The organism is Paenibacillus sp. sgz302190, assembly GCF_059820445.1.
This window is the reverse complement of the sequence record NZ_JBZYAO010000003.1, coordinates 261,067-282,898: the sequence shown is the minus strand read 5'-3', so window position 1 is coordinate 282,898 and position 21,832 is coordinate 261,067. Positions and strand designations below refer to the sequence as shown.

Here is a 21,832-nt window from a genome sequence, read left to right as displayed (position 1 = left end):
CGCTCCCGCGACGGATAAATTTCGTCCGGCAAAATCTGCGAATACACATGATCCACGGCCATAACCATTCTCCTTTCATTTATGATTCGTAAACGATTTTGCCCGGATTCAACAGCCCCTGCGGATCGTTAAGCCGTTTTCTGCGCCCCATGCTTCCGACTTCGCCGCGCCCGCCCTGATCCAGCACCCACGTATGGGGATCGAAAATTTTCACGTCGACCGATTCGAAAAAGCGGATGATCTCGTACAGCCGTTCCTCGCTTTCAAAGCGGACGATCGGCAGACAAGACGGTGTAAGAGCGCCGCCGCTGCGAATCCATTCGAAGTGCAGCAGCACTTCATCGCCGAAATGCGCTTTGATCTCGCGAATTTGTTCGATATAGCGAGTCGGCGAAAATCCGGCCTGCAAATAAGTGAGCGCCGGGTCCGTTTTGATCGCCCAAAGCGTCGTGTGATTCCATGTAAAATCCGATACCCCGATTCCTTTGCGGTATTTATCGGATTCAATGACATGCCCGATGGCCCCTCCGAAGCTGTGCGCCAGCGTCTCGGCTTGGGTCAGCATGCCTTCGGCAATTTCCAGCATGACCGCCGCCGCGCCGGGCTCGATCACTTTGGCAAAAGGGACGAAATAGGACGGAATCGGCCACTCCATCGGGCTGATCAGCCGCTTGCGGATCGATTCGTCCAGCGCCAAAGCTTCTCCGAACTTTACCGATTGCTCGAACGAAGCGAATTGCGCGATCGCCTGCACCCATTCGGTGCGGGGAGCGAGCGGAATCGTCACCTCGGTCATAATTCCGGTCGTGCCATAGCTGTGAATGTAATCGTAAAGTTCCGCGCCTTGGATCGTTAACCGCCGCGGCGTTTCTTCCATCGTATAAATGACCGCTTCCAGCACGTTGCCGTCCCACAGGTTTCCGTACGTGATCGAGCCGATGCCTCCTGAACCGCCGCTGACAAAACCGCCGACCGTCGCCTTCACGAAGGTGCTCGGATAAATGCGGATTTCCTGTCCGCGTTCGCGGGCGGCCTTGTCAACCGCGCCGAGCCGGACTCCGCATTGTACGCGGGCAAAGCCGTCGCCGATTTCAACAATTTGATCCATGCGGCTGACATCGAGCACAATCCCTTTTTTCAGCGGGACGGCCTGGCCGTAATTGCCTGTGCCGGCCCCCCGGACCGTTACGGGAATTTGATGGCGGTAGCCGAATGCGAGAGCGGCGGCAACCTCCTCTTCGCTGCGCGGGAGCACGACCGCCTCGGCGGCCTCGATTCCTTTTAACCTGCTGTCCAGCACCGGCGAGTACCAGTAGTAGTCCTTGGAAAGCTTGGTCCGGGTATCCGCATCCAGCGCAACGATGTCTTCGCCAAGCCTGGCGATCATTTCCTGATTCCACTTGAGTTCCGTCGCCATAATTCTCCTCACTCCCTCCGATTTAATGATGCAGGGCGCCTGACACCTCGCGGACAAGGTCGCCGAAATGTGCCGCCGTGCGGTAGCTTTCATCCCGCGGAAACGGCACCGGAATATCGATTTGCGCGGCGATTTTGCCGGGACGGGGCGTCATGACGATGACGCTGGTGGACAAAAACACCGATTCAAACACGTTATGCGTCACGAAAAGAACCGTCATCGACTTGTTTTGCTGCCAAATGTTGAGCAGCTCGGCCTGCAGCGTTTGCCGCGTAATTTCGTCCAAAGCGCCGAACGGCTCATCCATCAGCAGTAGCTTCGGCCTGGACACGAGCGCCCTGGCAATCGAAACGCGCATCTTCATGCCGCCGGACAATTGTCTGGGCAGCACTTTCATATAATCTTTCAGACCGACGAGCTCAAGCACGCGCTGAGCTTCTTCCTTTTGCGTCTTTTTATCGATGCCGCGCAGTTCCAGCGGCAGTCTCACGTTAGCCTCGACCGTTGACCAGGGCAGCAGCGTATGATCCTGAAACACAAAGGCGATGTCGCTATGCTTGCGGGCTTCCTTCGGGCTCATGCCGAACACCTGGAGGCTGCCGCTTGTCGGAGCGCCGAGACCGGTGATCATTTTGAAAATCGTCGATTTTCCGCAGCCCGAAGGCCCGACAAAACAAAGAAATTCGCCTTCCCGTATCGTCAGGTTGACATCCTGCAAAGCGATGGTGCCGTTCGGGTATATTTTGGATAAATTTTTCATATAAACAAAACTTTGATCGGACAGGCCGTCCGGATTGGATACTCCCGCCGGTGCAGATTCAAGACGCATTCGGATTCATCTCCCGTCATTTATCGGAATTTTCAAAGAACTCATCTCAAAGTTCGATATGTCCAGTAGCGCTTCCGCGATTAGCGCGCCGTATTTCCGCACCATCGCTTCCCCTTTCTCAACCGTAGCCAGGGCCGCATCGCCGGAAACGCCCGTATGGGACAAATCGTCCATCACCCAGGCAAAAGCCCGGCTCCGCAGCTGCAAATAGCGCGAATCGGGGTAATTCGGAAATTCGGTCGGCGCAAGCTCCATATGCACCCAATGCGGTCTGGCGGACAGGACGACCGATGTCTCCATGTCTCCGGCATGAATGCCGTACTGCTTTTCCTGCGGCGTTATCCATTCGTCCGCCCCGCCCAATCCGCCCGGGTCCAGCCGGAATACGGCGAGCCCGGTTTCGATGCGAATTTCTCTGGCCATCATATTTAAAAGGTCCGTGTTGCCGCCGTGCGAATTCACGATCACCAGCTTCCGGAACCCGCTTGTGCGGATGCTTTTGGCGATGTCCATTACGACGGCCATCAACGTAGTCGCCGACAGCGAGATCGTTCCCGCATGGCCGAGATGCTCCGTGCTTTTGCCATATGGAATGGCGGGCAGCAGCCATATATTTGCGTCATCCGGCAGCTGGTCGAAAGCTGCGGTCAGGAACGTTTCCGCTATGAGCGTATCCGTAAACACCGGCATGTGCGGGCCATGCTGCTCGACGGCACCGACAGGCAGCACGAGCAAAGTCGTGTCCTTCGGCAATTGAGCCGCTTCAAGCTTGCTTAAACGAGGGAAGAAGCACCGATCCCAGGCTTTTCCTGCGTATCGTCCATTCATTTCATCAAGCACCTCCTTGAGCTTCCATGCACTTCCATTCGTTTCTATGCATCCATGTAACCCCATTTACTTCCATCTACTTCTATACACTTCTATGAACCCCATGAGCTTCCACTTGCTACTATTCGCTTCTATGCCACCACGGAATCCCCTTTACTTCCGTCCTCTGCTATGCGCCTCCATCCGCTTCCACGTGACGTGCCTCCTAACGCCTCCAAAAATCCCAAATAACAACAAGTTGTCGAAAAAATCCGGAGGTCCTGCAGGCGATTGGCTGATTACCCGAGAAAGTCGCGACACATAGTTAGGGAAGGCTTTGACTTGGGGCGCAGCCGTTCGTGAAGCGGCTGGGCAGCCAGCAAAACCTGCAAATGTACAGGCTTTTTCCGTCAAAGCAGCCCATATTAGCAAAAAGCCTGCAAATGTACAGGAATTTCCGATGAAAACGGGCCTGAACCCGCAAGTTTGATGAAAAACCTGCACTTCTGCAGGAATTTTTGCTGCCAGCGTTTCAACGAGCAAAAAAGATGCACTTTTGCAGGTTTTCCCTGGGTTCCCCAGGCTTCTCAGAGCTTCTCCGGCTTTTTTTCAGACTTTCTCAGACTTTCTCAGACTTTCTCAGACTTTCTCAGACTTTCTCAGACTTTCTCAGACTTTCTCAGACTTTCTCAGACTTTCTCAGACTTTCTCAGACTTTCTCAGACTTTCTCAGACTTTCTCAGACTTTCTCAGACTTTCTCAGACTTTCTCAGACTTTCTCAGACTTTCTCAGACTTTCTCAGACTTTCTCAGACTTTCTCAGACTTTCTCAGACTTTCTCAGACTTTCTCAGACTTTCTCAGACTTTCTCAGACTTTCTCAGACTTTCTCAGACTTTCTCAGACTTTCTCAGACTTTCTCAGACTTTCTCAGACTTTCTCAGACTTTCTCAGACTTTCTCAGACTTTCTCAGACTTTCTCAGACTTTCTCAGACTTTCTCAGACTTTCTCAGACTTTCTCAGACTTTCTCAGACTTTCTCAGACTTTCTCAGACTTTCTCAGACTTTCTCAGACTTTCTCAGACTTTCTCAGACTTTCTCAGACTTTCTCAGACTTTCTCAGACTTTCTCAGACTTTCTCAGACTTTCTCAGACTTTCTCAGACTTTCTCAGACTTTCTCAGACTTTCTCAGACTTTCTCAGACTTTCTCAGACTTTCTCAGACTTTCTCAGACTTTCTCAGACTTTCTCAGACTTTCTCAGACTTTCTCAGACTTTCTCAGACTTTCTCAGACTTTCTCAGACTTTCTCAGACTTTCTCAGACTTTCTCAGACTTTCTCAGACTTTCTCAGACTTTCTCAGACTTTCTCAGACTTTCTCAGACTTTCTCAGACTTTCTCAGACTTTCTCAGCCTTCTCAGGCTTTCCCGAACTTTCCCAGGTTTCTCGGCTTTTTCGGCCTTCCCAGGCCTTCTCAGGTTTCTCAGGCTTTCTCAGCGCTTCAAGTAAATGCGCTCGCTATTGCCTAGCGTGCGAGTTTCTGGGCAGCCTGCTAACAAGCTGCATTCCGTTAAAATCGCCCGGCGTCCGCACGTTTTAATGCGGATGCCACCTTGGCGACCCGCTCGCCGAGCCGGGCGGCCATCACAAGCTCGCGCGGGTCCGGCGACAGCGAGCTGTCCGGTCCCGCCAGCGTCGAGGCGCCGTACGGCGAGCAGCCGATCGCGTCCGCCGTCAAATATTCCGGATTTGCCGTATACGGCAATCCTACAAAAATCATCCCGAAGTGGAACAAAGGAACCATCGAGGTCAAAATGGTCGCTTCATGCCCCGTATGAATGGAAGCTGTGCTGTTAAAAATGCCCGTCGGCTTGCCCTCCAGCGATCCGTCGGCGCAAAGCTCCCCGGCAAGCTCAAGGAACAGCTTCACCTGCGACGGCATCGTCCCGTAGTACGTCGGGAAGCCCCATAAAATCCCGTCCGCCCAGCGCAAATCCCCGTTCGTCGCGACAGGAATCCCGCTTTGCCGCTCAAGGGCGGCGGTATATTTGTCATAGCGGTCCTGAAGGCGAAATTTCCCGGCAACCGCGGATTCGGGCGCAGCCGGTTCATCCTGCTTGCGATCGTCCCGGATCACCCGGTTTTCGGCGGAAGCCATCTCCGGAATCCGCACGATGCGCACTTCATTCGCGCCCGACCGGGCGGCGCCTTCCCCGGCGGCCTGCGCCATTTCGTAAACGTGCCCGAAGGCGCTGTAATACACGATCAGTATGTTAGCCATCGCATCGCCCGAGCCTCCCTCCGCTCATACCAGCTCGCGCCCCCGAAAAGAGACCGCTTCGGCGGCGGCTTCCCAATAGCCGGCCAGCTGCGGATCGTGCCACCCTGCTTTGGCTGCGGGCACTCGCACCCATTGCCCTTGGCTGTACACCCATCTTCGTTCGGGCAGCAGGGTGAACAACTCCTCCGGAGATTCGCCGTCCGCAATAACGAAATTCGCCCTGCGGCCGGCTTTGAGGCCGTAATCCGCAAGTCCGAGCACAGCCGCCGGAACGTCGGTAATCATCCTTAGCAATGTGCGAAGATCGGCCGGACGGCCCATGTGGGCAGCGTAGGAGCCGACAAGCGCAATTTGCACCAGATCGCCGCGTCCGAAAGGATGGAACGGATCATGAATGTTGTCGGAAGCTACCGCAATCGGGATGCCCGCTTCCCATATTTGCCGCAATCGGGTTACGCCCCTCCGAACCGGGAACCGGTCCCGCCGTCCTTGCAAATACAAATTCACAGCCGGCAAAGACACTGCTTTCAAACCGCTGTCCGCCATTTGCGCGATCAATCGGGCCGCGTCCTCTTCCGTCATGGAAGCCAGCGCGCATAAATGATCGACGGTTACGCGCCCCGCAAATCCGTATTCTTTCGTCCGCTGCGCAATGTGCCCGACCGTGCGGACCGCCGGATCGTCCGTCTCGTCCGCATGCAGATCGATCGGGAGATCGTGTTTTTCCGCGAGCCTGAAAACCCGGTCAATGTCCGCTTGCGGCGTCTGAGACAGATGAGGCGCTCCGCCGATTCCGTCTACGCCCATGCGGATCGCTTCTTCCACAGCCTCGTCGTCCGCAGCGCCCATGTAGTAAGGGCACATCGGAAACAGCTGCAGGCTAATGTAGGGAGCCAGCATCCGCTTCGCTTCCAGCGCCGCCTCTACGGTGCGCAGCGCAACTTCCCGCGAATGCTTCAGATTAAAATCGAGATGCGTACGGATATGCGTCGTACCGAAAGACAAAGCCTGCATCGCCGAGCGGACGATTCTCGACTTGATTTCATCCTTCGTAAAATAAGGGGCGGCCGCTGAGTAATTGCCGACCGCTTCTTCCAGCGTGCCGCTGATGTTGCCGACGGCCGTCAAAGAGAACGATTTATCGAGATGCATATGGGAGTCGACGAGTCCCGGAAGCAGCATTTTTCCTTCGGCATCCAAAATCGCGACAGCCGCAGCAGGCGCCGTCTGCGGATGCCATTTTTCAAGCGGTATCGAGTCGGGCCGCTGCACACGGGCCTGCTGCGCCTGAATCTGCGTCCACACACCGTCGCGAACCGACAGCTGATACAAACAACTTTCATCCACCGTCGGCAAGCGAACGTTCCACAAATCCACATTCATCCACGAAGCCAATACCTCCACCTCCCGTTTGCTCGCCCGTTACTTTTTAGGCAAAAATTGCGTCGTGAACACTTTATCCGTATCTTCCGCCGTTTTAAGCACGCCTGCGTCGACAAGCTGCTTTTGCGCTTCGGCCCAGCGCTCCTTGGTCATGATGCCGACGCCTTTCGTCGCAGCGTCTCCGGTGAAAGCAAAATCTTTTTGCTTTTCGGCGCTGTATTTCATCATGTCCAGGCCCATGTCCGGATTTTTTTCTTTAATGGCCGGGTTGATTTCATCGGAATGATCTTTGTAGTACTCCCAGCCCTTGACAGTCGCTTCAACGAACGCCTTCACTTGATCCGGATGCTCTTTTATCATTTTTTCCGTCGTAAAATACGTATTGGCATAAATGCCGTAGCCGGAATCCGCAATCAGCTTCGTTTCGAAATCGACCTTTTGCTGATCCAGAGTGAACGGCTCCGATGTGATGTAGCCTTGCGTCACCGCATTTTTATCGTTAATAAAGTTGACCAGTTGGCCGGTATATTTCATCTCCTGCGCCTGATCCAATTTGTATTTTTGCTTAATGTACTGCCAGTAGCTTGCCGATGAGGCGACGTACACCTTATGGCCGTTCAAATCGCCAAAATCTTTAATGCCCGAGCCTTTGTGATAAATAAGGACTTGCGGGCTTTTTTGAAACGCCGTGGCGATCGCGACGATCGGAATTCCTTCCTGTCTGGCCACGAGAATGTCGTCGCCGTTGGACAGCCCGAATTGCGCTTTGCCGGAAGCGACGATTTGCGTGGACGATACTTGCGGACCTCCGGGGGTCAGGGTCATGTCGAGCCCGGCATCCTTGTAAAAGCCTTTTGCGAGCGCGGCAAAGTTGCCTCCGTGTTCCGGTTCTGCGAACCAGTTCAGGACGAGCGTCGCGGGAACAAGCTCTTTGGCGGCTGCCGGCGTCGGGGCGGAAGCGGAAGCTGCTGGCGTACCGGCCGCCGGTGTCGGTGAAGCTGCTGGCGCTGTCGATGACGTATTCCCGCAAGCGGCTAATACGCTCGTCGCGGAAAGGAGACAAAACGAGACAACTGCAAGGCGTTTGGACGAAATTTTGTCAGCACGGTTTAATACTTTCATACTCAACTTCCCCTCCGATATGTTAGGCTCTGTTTAAATTCATTTAAAATATATGATCGATGTCATATACAAGTCAATAAACCTCACATTTATTTGGTTGATTTCACAATGTTTTTGATTGAATTTTGTGAATACTCCATCAAAAGAAAAGACGCCTGCCTTCACTGTCTTGACTGAGTGCAGCATTAAGCCAATGGGAACGATAGTAAGGCCATCCTTTGTGGGACGGCCTCTCTATAAAGCGAATCGAAAGAGGCACCCGATCGGGTGCCCCTTTCAAACGATTATGCACTTGAACAAAGCCCTAATCTAAAGATTCTACCCACGTATCGACCGAAACCACCTCGGCCTGATGAGGGAACACCTTCTCGATGAGAACAAGGTGAACCTCAGGATCCGCATTGATACAGGCGTCGGACAGCACCTTAAGGGCATACCCCTAGTCCCACCTAAAAGTAAAGCTAGCGACTATGAACGCGACGACGACCCATGCACCGAGCAGAAGCACATTTCCCCACAGGCCGCCGATTCCGGTGCCGACGTTCATAACTTCACGAAGCGAGTCCGACAGGTGTGTAATCGGCAGCGCCTTGACGAACGGCTGAAGGAACGAAGGCATGTTCTTCACTGGGAAAAATACGTTCCCAAGGAACATAAGCGGGAACGAAATGAACCCAGCGATCGGCCCGGCGCTCTCCGGCGTTTTTGCCAGACCGGCGATGATGAAGCCAATCGACATGAAGACGAGCGTCCCCAGAATGACGAACAGCAGCAGAAGCGGCCAAGACCCCATAACCTTGACTCCAAACACAAGCCGGGCGATCAGCAGCACGATTACCGCCTGCGTTCCGTTGAGCAGCAAGCGGGCCGTAATTTGCGCGGCAATGAACGTGCGCGCCTTGAGCGTCGTGCTTTGCATGCGGCGGAGGACGCCGCGCTCGCGCCAGGAGGAGATTTGTCCGGCTACGCCGTTCAGGTTGCTGGACATAATCATCATGGCGACGATACCCGGCACGAGGAAATCGATGTACCGCAGGCCAAGCGATTGAAGCGGCTGGGCGTCGACCGTAACGGCTGGAACATAACTAACGATCGACTTGCTGATGCCGTCGACGACCCCGTTCACGAAGGCGAGTCCGAGCTGGGAGACGGCCATATTTTTTTCGTCGTAATAGACCTTAAGCTTAGCCGGGTTTCCACCGCCCGCCTGCAGCTGGCCGGCATATCCTTTAGGAACAATGACAACCAACTGCTCGTCGCCCCGTTTCAGCGCATCCAGCGCTTCTTGCTCCGATGACGCCGCATCGAGATTCAACGTCTTCTGAGCGCGAAACGCTTCGACAACCTTCTTCGAAGCCAGGCTGTTGTCTTGATCGATGACGACGCCGTTCAGATTGCCGGAATTTCCATTTCCGAGAAAGGAGCCGAGAGCAACCATCAGGAGGATAGGAAATAAAAGGGAAAAGAACAGCACCTGCCGGTTTCTCGAAAAAAGGCGAAGCTGCGCCTGCGTTAGCTTCAAATAGGCTTTCATTGTTCCCTCAAGCCCCTTCCCGTCATATGGATGAACACATCTTCAAGCGTGGCGGTGCGGGTGCTCAGCTCTGTCAGCCTTAGCCCCTCGGCGTCGGCTTGTTGGATCAGGTCGATAAGCGACGCTTGAAGCTTGTCGGTGTAAAGGACGAACATGTTTTTACGCTCCTCCATACTGGAGATATGCTCCACAGAGGAAAGAAACGATTTCAACCGGGCCTGCTCGTCCGGGCTTCGCTCATCCCAATCCGGGACGCGGAATTCGATAGCGTTCTCGGAGGACAGGCTGCGAATGAGATTTTGCGGCGTATCGAGGGCGATAATTTGTCCGCGGTCCATGAGACAGATACGATCACAAAGGATATACGCTTCATCCATGTAATGCGTAGACAAGATAATCGTTTTTCCTTCCTTTTTTAGCCGCAGAATGATATCCCACAGAGTCCTTCGCGCTTGGGGATCGAGGCCGGTCGTTGGCTCGTCCAGAAACAGCACGAGCGGATCGTTCACGATGGCGAGCGCGATGGCGAGACGCTGCTTTTGGCCGCCGGACAAACCTTTGACCCGTGCGTTCAGTTTATCCCGGAGAATCATGCTGTCAAGGAGAGGCTCGACGGGAACCGAGCTTTCGTAAAAGCTTGCGTACATCTCGGTAATTTCTTTCACCGTCAGCAGATCGAACAGTGAAGTCGATTGAAGCTGTACGCCGATCACCGCTTTCACTTTATTGAGCTGCTTAATCGTGTCGAATCCGGCCACCTTGGCGGAGCCTCCGTCGGGCCTGCGCAAGCCCTCGATCATTTCCATCGTTGTCGTTTTGCCCGCTCCGTTCGGTCCGAGCAGGCCAAATACTTCGCCCTGCCTCACCTCGAAGCTGACACCGTTCACAGCCGTAAAATCGCCGTACCGCTTTACTAACCCCTCAACCGTGATGATGGGCTTCGCGGTAGCTGGAGGTACCGACTCGTACTCTATACGGGTTTCCATTGTGGGTCCCTGCCTTTTTGAATTTAGTTACTATCTCCAGCATATCAATACCTTCCCGCCACAGCAAGTGAAGGGCGACGTTGGCCGGCATTTTGCCACGCCGGCGCGGTCGTCATAGCTTGGTGGATTAAGCTACTTGAATCAAAATCAGTTGTAAATTAAGATCAAATTATGAGTATGTTAATTCCGTGTCACATTTGCCCGGGAGTCGGCAAGCCAAGCACGCGGAGCGCTTCCTCAAGCGCCTCCATATATGTTTTTGTGATCCACAGGCGGTGGGAAACAACTTCCTCCGGGCCTTTCAGTATCGGGCACGAGCTGTAAAAATGGCTGAACAGCGAAGCCAGCTCAAAGGCATAGGCGCAAATTACATTCGGAGCCAACTGCTGTATCGCCGTGTCCAGCGTCTCCGGCCAGTAGGCGATATGCCGCAGCAAACTGAGCTCCTGCGGCCGCAGCAGCGTCGCGTCCGCAAGGAAAGAAGCTTGCTGCAGCCGCTCTTCTCCGGCTTTTTCCATGATGCGGCTGGCTCGCGCGCAGGCGTACAGCAAATAAACGCCGGAGTTGCCCGTCACCTCGGTGGCCTGCTGCAAATCGAATACGACCTCGGTTGACAGGTTGTATTTGAGCAGGTGGTAGCGGATCGCCGCCGCAGCGATTTCCCGGCTCGATATGCCCTCGTTCCGGGAACGCTTGGCACCGATGGCCGCTTCCATGCGACGGAGCAAATCGGCCACTTTGATGCCGATGCCCTGGCGGCCGGACATCGCGTAAGAGCTTTTGCCGTCGGAAACGTCAATCCCCAGACCGGCAGCGGTATCGGGGCTCAGCGAAACGACGCCGTAGCTCACATGCCGCAGCCTGGCGGCCTGCTCCGCGCAGCCGAGCGATTCAAGCGCCAGCTTTACCATCGCTTGAGGATATTCCTGCCGGTGATCGATCACATTGATCACGATGTCGGCTTGGCCGACCGGCCTGCCGCAGCCTTCCGGCGCGGTCGACCAGATGCCGTCGGCAAACGGCTTGTAGACGAAATCTTTGGGCAGCAGCCCGAATTTCCACAAATGGTAGGCGATATCTTTGGCCGTGTACGTTAAAATACCATTTCCCCGAACCAGCACTTTATCGGCTTGAAAATCGGATGCATGCGCCTCGTCCTCCGCTTCCTCCCTATGCTTCAGCACCCAGCAGCCGGCGAGCTTGCCTTCGGTCACTTTGCCGAACGCAGCCGTGCGCTGCAGCATTTCGAACGCCGCCTGCCATAAACCCTCCCGCACGATGCTGCTTTCCCAGACGAGTACGTCGTATTCAATCCCGAACTGCTTCATCTCCTCAAGCTGCTCGCGGACGATGCGCTCCGCCACCAGCGAGCCGATCCACGCCAGATTGGAGTTCCCCGCTTCCAGCGCATGAAGCACCGTCGAGCGCTTTTCCAGCAAGGCGGGGTTCGCCTTGTACTCCTTATTCACCCAGGCATACGTTCTCCCAGCAAAAGTCGCCGAAACGGCTGAACGCCCGCTGCGATTGTTCCGGCTGTACGGATTGTCCGGGTTGTTCCAACTGCACTGACTGTTCCGTTTGCTCCGGTTGTTCCGGCTCCGCATGCAGTATACCCACCACCGTATCCGCCAATTGGTTGCCGAGATCGTCGATATAATTGTGAACCTCCACCTCACAGCCGGTACGCGCGAGCATGCGGGCCAGCGTGTCCCCTATGCAGGAATTTCGCAAATGGCCGATATGGGCCGATTTGTTCGGATTAATCGAAGTGTGCTCGACCAGCACTTTCGTCCGCTTCTGCGGCGCAGCGGGGGCCGTGCGCCAATCTTTTGCCGCCCATGCCTGCCAGTCGACATAAAAATTAAGAAAACCCGGCGGCGCAGCGGCGATTTTCCGGAACAACCCTTCCATGCCGCCCGCCTCCTCCAGCAGCTCCTGCAAGTTTGCGGCAATGAGCATCGGCGGTTGCTTGAGAACTTTGGCCAGCTGCATGGCGATGTTCGAGCTATAGTCCCCGTGATCCGGATGCGGCGGATGCTCGATGACCACTTTAAGCGCATCGGGCCAAATCGTCCCCGAACGTTCCAGCAGCGCGTTTGCCTGCTTTTTAATCTCTTCGGACAACAAAATATGAATCATGCCAATTCCTCCTTCGGTTTGCGCAAAATCAAAAAGCCCCCGTCTCTTAAACAAGAGACGAGAGCTCAACAGTTCCCGCGGTACCACTCTAAGTGTTCATTTTCGCATATGCAAAATAAACCTCTCGATCGATAACGGCAAAAGCCGGATCTCCCTACTGTCGGCTTATCCGCTTCAGAAGACCATTTCCCGGGACCGTTTCATTCAAGGCGCCCGTACCGGTTCCCACCATAGCCGGCTCGCTGAGACTGGACGTCAAAAACTACTTCCCCGTTCATCAATACTCACATATGTAATTGGCTGAATATTTAAAATCATTTATACAGGAACGCCGCCTGGTTGTCAAGCGGGCTCTCACCGAGCTGCCGAGCTGCCGTGCTGCCGCCCTGCCGCTTGCCGGTTCCCGGCCTCAGCCTGCAAATAACCGAATGATCATAATGCCGCCAAAAGCCATGGACATTCCCGACAGCTCCAAAGGGCTGAACCTGTCCTTAACGACAAAGCGCGTATAAAGCAAAACAAGCAGAACGTTAAGCGCTACGACCGCGGATACAAGGCCCGCCTTGCCTACGTCGAAAGCTCGCAAAATAAGGATCATGCCGACCACATTCGTAATGCCGACGGCCATCCCTATCCCGAACGTCCGCCACTCTCCCCATTTGGCAGGGGCTGCTTCAGTACGGACCGAGTGTATCCGGTCCTTCAGCCACCAGCCGCCGAAGCAGACGGTTCCCATCGCAAACATGCAAAAAAGCGTCGGAAACATCGGCGCCGCCTGAAGCGTGGACCATTTGCCTGATAAATCGTTGCAGGCGAACAACAATAGCGAGAGCAATCCCCACTGGGCTCCTTGGAGATTGTTTATGGAAATGTCGTTCGAGTAGCGGACGAGCAGCACTCCCGCGACGATGACGACGAAGGCGATAACCTGCATGCCGCTCAGCTTCTCCCCCCACAGTCCGTAAGCGGCCACAACGACGATGACGGAAGGCAGCGCCGTCAAAATCGCCACAAGCGACGCCTTGCCAACGGCGAAGCCTTTGAACATGCTGGCGTTGGCGCCGAAGGAGAACAGCCCCATTTGCAGGCCGATCAAGGAGGACGCCGTCCAGCTTTGCTTGTATATGATGCTGCACGCAAGACTAAGCAGCGCGCCCATAAAAAAAGCACCGCTCAGCAAAGCATTGCGGTTCAACGACTGCTGGCTTGTCCAGTGATACAAAATGCCGCGCAAACCGAAACTGATCGCAGCGAATACCGAGAAAATAAGCCACATGAAGATGCGTACTCCTTTCATTTCCGTTTCCGGTGGAAAGTTTACCACATCTTAAGGCTTCCTACAACGAAATTTATGCAGCATCAAGAGCATCGCGGAGGCCGCATGATGCGAAAATGGTTTCATGGATTCGGACAACCGTGCAATCGCATTGCTTTCGGATTGCATATTCATAGTATTGTAAGTTAATAGTTTAGAGGAGCTGATGGAATGGTTCGCATCGTTGATTACCAAGCGACACAGCCGCTTAATAAATTCAATTTGGCCAAGTCTTTTACGATACCGTTCTCGCCCAAAAGAGTCCAGCTTGCAAAACTCCGGCTGCATCTTTCCCGCAAAGCGTCACGGGTCGAGCTGATTGCGAGCGTCGGCGTGCGCGGTATCACAGGTATCGCCCAGATTAAATTCAGAATTTTCCGGGATGGAAAAGAAATTTTCAACACGATACAAGGTATTGAGTCTACAGGATCCGAGCAAAATTACATCGTTACGTTCCAAGCGATTGATTTCGACGTAAAATCCGGCTCTCATCAATATACGTTAACAGCCGAAAATTTGACGAAAGGAACAAGAGCCGATGTCGTTGGGCCGATCTCGTTCAGCGCGTTAGCTATAAAAAAACCCTAATAATCCGCTTGAAAAAACGCCTCCAAACCGCTATACAAGCGGAATGGGGCGTTTTTTTGCAACAATTCGTACCGGAGAGGACTTTCGGTCCTCACAAGCTTTGCCCGCCGCCCAATTTGCGGCAGCGCTATGACGGAGGCCAATTTGCGGCTGCTCTGCAATGATTCCAACCTGCGACAGCGATGTGACTGTCTCTTTCGCACCTCGCGCAGCTCCCTACGCGCGGTGTTTCGCTGCATGACGGCGGTCCGTCGCCGCTGCTGCTGACATGCAACCAATGCAGCAAAGACGGCGCTGACGTTCAATGAACGGTTAGGCAAGCCAACAAACCTGCGAAAGTGCAGGCTGCCGGAAACCCGCTGGCCGGAGCCGGCCGCACCATCTGCCTGGTTGCGCGAAGAAAACCTGCAAAAATACAGTTTTTGCTCGGTTGAAACGCCGGCCACGGCAAATTCCTGCAATTGTGCAGGCTTTTCGCCGCGAACATGGGCTCTGATTCAATTTCGCCGAAAATTCCTGCACAATCGCAGGCTTTTCGCCAAAATGAACCCTTTTCAGGAAAAAAAACTGCACTTTCGCAGTTTTTTCCTCTGCCAAGTCGCCTTGGCCCCCCTCCCACACTTCGGCTCCGCAATTCGTGTATGAGAGATGAGAGATGTCGGTTGGGGTAGACGGCTCCACAACTCGTGTATGAGAGGTGTCGGTTGGGGTAGACGGCTCCGCAACTCGTGTATGAGGCCTCGGTTGGGGTAGAACGCCTGTGCCCCTCTGGTTCCACACTCCTTCACTTTATCAACAAGCTGATTTTTGCAGGTTTCTATGCGCTGCTTCTGGCGGGCGAGTTTTTTCAATAGTCCGTGCTTCGCAGTTTTACGAACTGTCAAGCGGGGCCGCCCCTTCGGCAACTAAACTGCGCAGTGGGGCGGCCCCATCCATCCGTCTACTCCAAAATTTTCCTTGCTACGGCAGCAAGGTCGACGATATCGACTTTGCCGTCGTTGTTGATGTCGGCTTTTTGGTACTGGCTCCAGTCCGGATCGGCGGACGTTTTGCCGTATGCCGCCGCCACGATGCCGAGATCGCCGATGGAATACTTGCCGTCGCCGTTCGCATCGCCTGGGGCCGCCGTGTGCACGGAGGCAGCGAACGCTTGCAGTGCCGCCGCCAGATCGCTCACGGCCTGCTCGACTTCCGCTTGCGTCGCGGAAGCATTGTCGGCTGCGGCTTTCGCTTTGTCGATCGCCGACTGCAGAGCCGCCTTCGCGCCAACCGGATATTGTCCGGCGCTGCCTCCCTCAACCGCCGCATCGTGCTTGGCCTGAGCGTCCAGGATCGCTGCGCGAAGCGCGGTTTTATCCGCCTCCGGCTGCACGCGGATGCGGAAGGAGGCGCCTTCCACCTGCTTCTCCGCTCCTGCGCCGTCGGCTACGGTGGAGCCGGCGACCGACACGGCGGCTTCCGCAGCGGAGGCAAGCGGCTTCGCTTTCCAGCTCAGCTTGAGCCATTCGCCGTCGGCGTGAATGGCGCTGCCCTCGCCGAGCGCAGCCGCAACGATCCGGATTTGCCCCGGCGTCTGCGCGGGGTCCGAAACGGCCAACACCCGGAAGCCTTCTCTGACGGACTCGGCGGATACGAATTCAAGCTGGTCCGGGTTGTAGGACAGCGTCAAATCCTGCGCGTACACGCTTTTCGTCACATTGCTCAATCCGTACGCCAGATCGAACGGCAGCCCGGCAGCGGCCGAGGACGGCCCCGTTAGCGTGGACGCAATGGCATCTGCAGCCGTTACTTGAATGTTCACGGTGCGCACTGTCGTCAGCCCGGCATGATTGACCGCCGTAACTGTAAAGGTATGCGCGCCTTGCAAGCCGAGGAGCGGAATTTTTTGCCCGTTGGTTACGGGATTTCCGTCAAAGGTGATCGTAACGGTTTGCACGCCTGATTCCGGGTCTTCAGCCGTTACCTGCACCTCCAAGGTTTGCGATTCCGTCATGCGCTCCGGAGGCAGTCCGGAGACGACCGGTGCCGTAACATCGCCGGACGGTGACCCGCCGCCGACCGTATACATGTGCGGTGCAGGAGGAGCCGTCATGCCTGCGCCCAAGTAAAAACTCGGATGCGGAGGCTGGTTGTAGGCGACATTTTGCCAGGCTACGCCCAATCTGTAGACAGGGTCGTGCATCAAAGTGCGAATACGGTAATCGGTCAAATCCGTCGTCGAATAAATCCGGAACTCGGAGTTGTCTTCCGACCTCCACATTACTTCTTCCCGCCAGTCGCCGAACAAATCGGCCTGCAAGCTGGAATTCGCTTTGGTGGAGTTGTTCGAGGCGGCGCCGACCGCTGTGAACAGGTTATCCGTTTTATGATTGACGTAGTCCCACTTATCGATACGGTTGGCATCCTGTAGCTCGCGCAGCAGATCGCCGTCCCACCAAACGCCGAAGTTCGTGGAAGAAGGAATCGTCTGGCTGATCAACTCGCCTTTTGTATTGTACAGGCCTGTCAAAGGTATATGCTGGGCGTTCGTAATCGTAGCGGCCCAAAATTCCTCGCCCAAATAGTTCGGATCAATGTCGGCGGACATGCCGCGCCCCGTGTCGATTCCCGTGCGGATGCCCCAAATGATTTCTCCGGTCGCCGCATCGCGCAGCTCCATGCCGTACGGGGAATCGACATGCTCATGGACGTCGAACTGCTCCAGTCCGGGACGAGCCGGGTCCAAATCTCCGAAATGCTGCGCATCCCCATGCCCCAACCCCGTGCTGTACAAAATGGTGCCGTCATCGTCGATCGCCATCGCTCCGAAGTTGATTTCGTCTTTGCCGTCGCCGTCGACGTCGCCCGCAGACAGGTTGTGGTTGCCTTGGCCCGTGTAGGCGGCGTTGCCTTCGTCATTGGTGTCAAAGCGCCACACCTTCGTCAATTGGCCGTCGCGGTAGTTGTAGGCGGCGAGGACAGTGCGGGTGTAGTATCCACGGCTGAAAACCATGCTCGGACGCTCGCCGTCCAAATACGCGACGGTGGCCAAAAAGCGGTCGACGCGGTTGCCGTAAGCGTCGCCCCATGCCGATACGTCTCCCCGTGGGGGATCGTAATCCACAGTCGCAAGCGCTCGGCCGGTCAGCCCTTCGAACACGGTCAAATACTCGCTGCCGAGCAGCACGTAACCGCTGCTGTTCCGGTAGTCGGCGTCGGCCGAACCGATCACTTGGCCGGTTCCGTCGACCGTTCCGTCCGCCGTCTTAAAGGCGACCTCCGCTTTCCCGTCACCGTCGAAATCGTAGACGAGGAACTGCGTATAGTGAGCGCCCGCGCGGATGTTCGGGCCCAGGTTAATTCTCCACAAGCGTGTTCCGTCAAGCTTATATGCATCCATGTACACGATACCCGTGTATCCGGCTTGCGAGTTGTCCTTGGCGTTCGACGGAGACCACAGCATGACGATTTCGTAAGTGCCGTCGCCGTCGAGATCGCCAACGCTCGCATCGCCGGCCGAATACGTGTAAGGCTGCCCGTCTTTGGTGTAGGAATCGGCCGGTTTTTGCAGCGGTACGGCCAAATAATTGTTTTGCCATACGGAAATCGCGCCCGATGCGGCTTTTTCCGTACCGTTTTCCACTGTAAACAGCTGGTATTTGGAATCGTTCGTCCCTGTAGTATCGAGGAAATTGGTGCTTCCCACGATTGGGGCGTCATTCAGCTTGACACCGTCTCTGTACACGTTAAAAGTGATCGAATCGGCATCCGTGCCGAGCATTCTCCACCCGATATATACGCCCGCATCGGATTTGACGGCAAGCGGCGCGCGGTCGATATACTCCATCTGCCTGCTCAGCACCGTAATTGCCTCCGTCGCCATTTGCTCGGAAAGCCCGGAAATGCCTCCCGCGTTCACGGCGGCTACTTTATAGTAGTACGGAATTGTCGTAAGCACGGTCGTGTCCGTATATGAGGCGCTGCGGGTTTTGCCGATCAGCTCGAATGCGCCCCCGGCTTTTTTCGCCCGGTAAATGTTATAGGTGACCGCTTGATCGACGGCAGGCCAGACGAAGCTGATCTCGTTTTTATGAATCGAAGTCAATGCCGGACGGTTCGATACCGCAGGCGCAGGCTTCGCCGGGTCGATGACCGCCACTTCCAGCGGCTGGGACGGAACCGTCTCATAGCCGGAGCTGTCCAGCGATGTGACGGTGTACACATAGGTCATCCCGACATCCGCCGTAAGATCCGTGAAAGCAACCGTCCCTGTCTCGCCGATCCGTTCAGCGCTCCCGGCGCCGGCCGATTTGCGGTAGATGCGGTACTTGGCGGCATCGCTCACCGCCGTCCAAGATAGCTGAACCGACGGAGGCTCCTGATCCAGCTGCATGCCGTCCAGCTTGAGCCCTGTGGGCGATTGCAAAATCGGCGTAATTTCAATGCCGTTGACGATGCCCGAGGCGCCGCCGAAAATGAAATTCATTTGGCCGTCTTTGACCTGAACTTCGTTGATGACTTTTTCCACGACGGTATTTTTGCCGGCAGATACGGTTCCGAAATCTTTGCCTTCGATCTGCACGGTCGTCCTTGCCGAACCGAGCAAATCGCCAACGTACAGTTTAACCGCATACGCGCCGTTCGGAATGTCCGCTTTAAATTCCCAGGTGTTGTTAAAATAGCCGATCCAATCGCGGATCAGATCGCTGCCGCCGCTGCCCCGGTCGCGCGTAATCATGCCTGCGTTCGTCGTCAGCCCGTAACCGCGCTCCGGCGTGTAGAGCGTATCGAGCGTAACCGCCTTATAGCCTTCCATCACCGGGCTCGAAGCCGTCCCCATATCGTAGCGGTAAACGGCGGATTTCGTGCTGATGAGCACCTCGTCCGACATCTCCGATTCGCCACGTCCGTTGACGGCCGTCACGCGAACGCTGTACGTCTTGCCTTCCGACATTCCGCCGAGGCTGAGGGTCGGAACGGTGGCCGTACCCACCATCGCATAATCCGCATCCGCCGCCAGTTTGCGGTATATTTTGTAAATGTCCGCCCCTTCTATGGCATCCCATTTCAAAACCGCACCGGCATTGCTGACGCTGCCTGCGGCAAGTCCTGTCGGCTTGGCCGGAACTTGGGCCGGCACTTCGATATCTTTGACCAAAGCCGAGAGCGGCAGGCCGAGGTTTTTGATGCCGCCCGAAAGCATACGCGCCAGTTGGATCGCCCCGTATTCCTGAAAATGCGTATTGTCCGCCGAACCGTTCGGGAACGCGCCGTACATGCCCGGTTCCACATGCAGGAATACGGATAAAGTGGCCGCCGGGCCGATCGAATCGTAGTAGGCGACGCTAAGGGCGCTCAAATCGACGAGCTTCACATTCAGCTCCTGCGCCACTTCTTTCATGCCCGCTACGTATTCGGGAAAGCTGACGTTGAACTTGCCGGTCGATTCGTTGTAGTCGCGCCGTCCCATCGGCGTCACCAGAATCGGCGTCGCTCCGCGCTGGCGCGCTCCGTTGACATACGTTTTCAAATAATTTTTGTAATCGGGAACGGATGCGTAACGCTCGGGAACGCTGATCGTCGCATCGTTATGGCCGAACTGGACGAGGAAGTAATCGCCGGGCTTGATCGCGCGCAGCACCGCATCCAAACGGCCTTCCACAATGAACGACTTCGAGCTTCTGCCGCCGATCGCATGATTGACGAACTGCACGCCGTCGGTGAAAAACCGCGGAATCATTTGTCCCCAGCCCGCTTCCGGCTTCCAGTACGGATCGTAGGTTTGTACGGTGGAATCGCCCGCGATATAGACGGCCGGAATTTCGCCCGCCTGTCTGTCCGGCAGCCTCGTGATGACAAGCGCATTGATTTTGGGTGCGGAGCCGGTAAAATCAAGATTTAGCTGGCCGTCCACAAGCGCGATGTCGAAGCTCATCTCCAGGTATTCGCCGGCGGCTTTGCTCGTCTGCTGAACTTTCTGGATCGTTTCGGCTTTGATCGCGATATCGGTCGCCGCCGCCTGATCCCCGGCAATAAGCGAAACCGTGTAGTCTCCGTTCGGCAGATCGACGATGAAAGACGTACCCGCCGGCGAAACAAAATCCGATTTCAACGGATCGGAACTATTTCTGTCGCCTGAGCCGACTTTGGAAGGGTCGGCGAAGCCGTATTTCAGCTGCGGCGAGTAGGCGACGCCGGCCGAGACGCCGATGTAGCCGCTTGCTACGGCGCCGGGCCCAAAGTCAAACCGAATGGGCGCCCCTTCGGGAAGCGGCTGCGGAGCGTTGTACGGCGCGCTTGCCGCCACATTCGAAAAATCCGACGAGCCCGCGCTGTTCACGGCTTTCACTTTGTAGTATAAAGCAGCCGATGTGTCGGCAGCCGTATCCGTATAACCCGCCGATTCGCTGGTACCGATCCCGGCGAACTCCCCGTCCGCAGCTGCAGCCCGGAAAATCGCGTAGCCGGTCGCCCGCTCGGCGGCCGTCCAGGCCAGAGCGACCGAGCTTGCCGTCACACTGCTGACCGCAACTTGCGACGGCGCTGCAGGCAGTTCGACCGCCGGCTTCACCTCCGCTGCGACCGGCTCGCTGAGGGCGGATTCAAGGCCGCTCACGCTGACCGCCGAGACCTTGTAGGAGTAGCCCGCATTCAGGCTGACGGACGTGTCCGTATAGACTGCGGAGTTGACCGCCGCAAGCTTGACGTATGCGCCGCTCCCGGCCGGAGCCCGATACACATTGTAGCTGGAGGCATCCGCTGCGGCGCTCCACTGCAAGCTCACGGAGGCCGAGCCTTCCGCCGCCGTTACTCCCGTGACGGACAGCCCTTGCGGTACGGCGGGCGGCTGCGGGATCACCTGCTCGATCACGAGTCCGTTCAAATACCCGCCGGTCCCCGTCCCGGTAATGCCGACGGTCAATTGGCCGTCATTGACGGCCGTATGGTATTTGGCCTGCGCCACCGCCTGCTTGGTCGTAATCGTTCCCGCCGTCACGCCTTCAAGCGTCGTTGTCGTCTTCGTCGTGGAGGTGCCCGCCAGCAGATCGCCCGAGTATACCGTCACATCGTATTCGCCGTTCGGCACATCGACCATGAATGTGTAGGACGGACCCAGCACAAAATCGTTAAACAGATCGTCCCCGCCCGAACGGAGCCTGGAAACGACCGTTTTATCGAGCCCGTATCCTAATTCCGGCGTATACAAAAGCTCTTCGTGAACCTGAGTAAAGCCCGCCATAACAGGGCTTGTCTTCGTGCCGAAGTCGAACTTTTTGACGGCGGGCGCAGTTTCCGCTTTAGCCGTCCGAACGCCTGACGGAGACAAAGGCAGGACGGAAGACGCAAGTACGAGCAATCCTAGAACCGTCATAAAAGCTTGCTTCGCTTTTCTTCGCATCATCAGCATAGATACCTCTCTTTCTGTTTCGTTTTGCCATGGACGATGATGT

At 55.8% G+C, this 21,832-nt stretch carries 14 protein-coding genes and 1 other annotated feature; of the genes, 1 reads left to right on the top strand and 13 read right to left on the bottom strand.

All coding sequences use genetic code 11. The features are described 5' to 3' along the window. Positions 1–79: 79 nt before the first annotated feature. The 11 genes from AC6RNO_RS06320 to AC6RNO_RS06270 form a co-directional block, all read right to left on the bottom strand. Positions 80–1,417 (bottom strand): FAD-binding protein, encoded by a 1,338-nt coding sequence (locus tag AC6RNO_RS06320; protein WP_497104972.1) that lies wholly within the window; start codon positions 1,415–1,417, stop codon positions 80–82. 22 nt (positions 1,418–1,439) lie between these two features. Then, the gene (locus tag AC6RNO_RS06315; protein ID WP_497104971.1) at positions 1,440–2,246 is read right to left on the bottom strand and encodes an ATP-binding cassette domain-containing protein; all 807 of its coding nucleotides are present in this window, start codon (positions 2,244–2,246) and stop codon (positions 1,440–1,442) included. 6 nt (positions 2,247–2,252) lie between these two features. Next, positions 2,253–3,074 carry a creatininase family protein gene (locus AC6RNO_RS06310; RefSeq protein ID WP_474681653.1) on the bottom strand — a complete coding sequence of 274 codons (822 nt, stop codon included), beginning with the start codon at positions 3,072–3,074 and terminating at the stop codon, positions 2,253–2,255. Positions 3,075–4,624: 1,550 nt separating this feature from the next. Further along, positions 4,625–5,335, bottom strand: coding sequence for an NAD(P)H:quinone oxidoreductase type IV (gene wrbA / locus AC6RNO_RS06305; protein ID WP_474681654.1), 711 nt, complete (start codon positions 5,333–5,335; stop codon positions 4,625–4,627). Positions 5,336–5,359: 24 nt separating this feature from the next. Beyond that, complete coding sequence (locus tag AC6RNO_RS06300; RefSeq protein WP_497104970.1) at positions 5,360–6,730, bottom strand: amidohydrolase family protein; 1,371 nt, start codon at positions 6,728–6,730, stop codon at positions 5,360–5,362. Between the two features lie 27 nt (positions 6,731–6,757). Further along, positions 6,758–7,840: an ABC transporter substrate-binding protein gene (locus AC6RNO_RS06295; protein WP_474681656.1), complete on the bottom strand. Its 1,083-nt coding sequence runs from the start codon at positions 7,838–7,840 to the stop codon at positions 6,758–6,760. Positions 7,841–8,279: 439 nt separating this feature from the next. Beyond that, positions 8,280–9,374, bottom strand: a complete 1,095-nt coding sequence (locus AC6RNO_RS06290; RefSeq protein ID WP_497104969.1) for an ABC transporter permease — start codon at positions 9,372–9,374, stop codon at positions 8,280–8,282. After that, positions 9,371–10,360 (bottom strand): ABC transporter ATP-binding protein, encoded by a 990-nt coding sequence (locus tag AC6RNO_RS06285; protein ID WP_474681658.1) that lies wholly within the window; start codon positions 10,358–10,360, stop codon positions 9,371–9,373. Before AC6RNO_RS06285 ends, AC6RNO_RS06290 begins: the two co-directional genes overlap by 4 nt. A gap of 191 nt (positions 10,361–10,551) precedes the next feature. Beyond that, positions 10,552–11,829, bottom strand: a complete 1,278-nt coding sequence (locus tag AC6RNO_RS06280; protein ID WP_497104968.1) for a DALR anticodon-binding domain-containing protein — start codon at positions 11,827–11,829, stop codon at positions 10,552–10,554. Then, a complete protein-coding gene (argS, locus tag AC6RNO_RS06275) occupies positions 11,822–12,499 on the bottom strand; it encodes an arginine--tRNA ligase domain-containing protein (protein ID WP_497104967.1) in 678 nt (225 codons plus the stop codon). The genes AC6RNO_RS06280 and argS overlap by 8 nt, the downstream gene beginning before the upstream one ends. A 50-nt stretch (positions 12,500–12,549) precedes the next feature. Beyond that, positions 12,550–12,786: a binding site (T-box leader), on the bottom strand. Between the two features lie 122 nt (positions 12,787–12,908). After that, on the bottom strand, positions 12,909–13,775 hold the full coding sequence (locus AC6RNO_RS06270) for an EamA family transporter (RefSeq protein WP_497104966.1): 867 nt from the start codon (positions 13,773–13,775) through the stop codon (positions 12,909–12,911). 210 nt (positions 13,776–13,985) lie between these two features. On the opposite strand from AC6RNO_RS06270, the gene AC6RNO_RS06265 reads away from it, so the two are divergent. Continuing rightward, positions 13,986–14,402: an exosporium protein C gene (locus tag AC6RNO_RS06265; RefSeq protein ID WP_497104965.1), complete on the top strand. Its 417-nt coding sequence runs from the start codon at positions 13,986–13,988 to the stop codon at positions 14,400–14,402. 312 nt (positions 14,403–14,714) lie between these two features. Here the strand turns inward: AC6RNO_RS06265 and AC6RNO_RS06260 are convergent, their stop codons facing one another. Then, on the bottom strand, positions 14,715–14,999 hold the full coding sequence (locus AC6RNO_RS06260; protein WP_497104964.1) for a hypothetical protein: 285 nt from the start codon (positions 14,997–14,999) through the stop codon (positions 14,715–14,717). Positions 15,000–15,342: 343 nt separating this feature from the next. Beyond that, complete coding sequence (locus AC6RNO_RS06255; protein ID WP_497105020.1) at positions 15,343–21,780, bottom strand: rhamnogalacturonan lyase family protein; 6,438 nt, start codon at positions 21,778–21,780, stop codon at positions 15,343–15,345. Between the last annotated feature and the right edge of the window lie 52 nt (positions 21,781–21,832).

Bases quoted from the DNA above. Each gene is read 5' to 3' on its own strand.
- AC6RNO_RS06320 (WP_497104972.1), bottom strand. From the start codon at position 1,417: ATGGCGACGGAACTCAAGTGGAATCAGGAAATGATCGCCAGGCTTGGC.
- AC6RNO_RS06315 (WP_497104971.1), bottom strand. From the start codon at position 2,246: ATGCGTCTTGAATCTGCACCGGCGGGAGTATCCAATCCGGACGGCCTG.
- AC6RNO_RS06310 (WP_474681653.1), bottom strand. From the start codon at position 3,074: ATGAATGGACGATACGCAGGAAAAGCCTGGGATCGGTGCTTCTTCCCT.
- wrbA (WP_474681654.1), bottom strand. From the start codon at position 5,335: ATGGCTAACATACTGATCGTGTATTACAGCGCCTTCGGGCACGTTTAC.
- AC6RNO_RS06295 (WP_474681656.1), bottom strand. From the start codon at position 7,840: ATGAAAGTATTAAACCGTGCTGACAAAATTTCGTCCAAACGCCTTGCA.
- AC6RNO_RS06290 (WP_497104969.1), bottom strand. From the start codon at position 9,374: ATGAAAGCCTATTTGAAGCTAACGCAGGCGCAGCTTCGCCTTTTTTCG.
- AC6RNO_RS06285 (WP_474681658.1), bottom strand. From the start codon at position 10,360: ATGGAAACCCGTATAGAGTACGAGTCGGTACCTCCAGCTACCGCGAAG.
- argS (WP_497104967.1), bottom strand. From the start codon at position 12,499: ATGATTCATATTTTGTTGTCCGAAGAGATTAAAAAGCAGGCAAACGCG.
- AC6RNO_RS06270 (WP_497104966.1), bottom strand. From the start codon at position 13,775: ATGTGGCTTATTTTCTCGGTATTCGCTGCGATCAGTTTCGGTTTGCGC.
- AC6RNO_RS06265 (WP_497104965.1), top strand. From the start codon at position 13,986: ATGGTTCGCATCGTTGATTACCAAGCGACACAGCCGCTTAATAAATTC.
- AC6RNO_RS06255 (WP_497105020.1), bottom strand. From the start codon at position 21,780: ATGCGAAGAAAAGCGAAGCAAGCTTTTATGACGGTTCTAGGATTGCTC.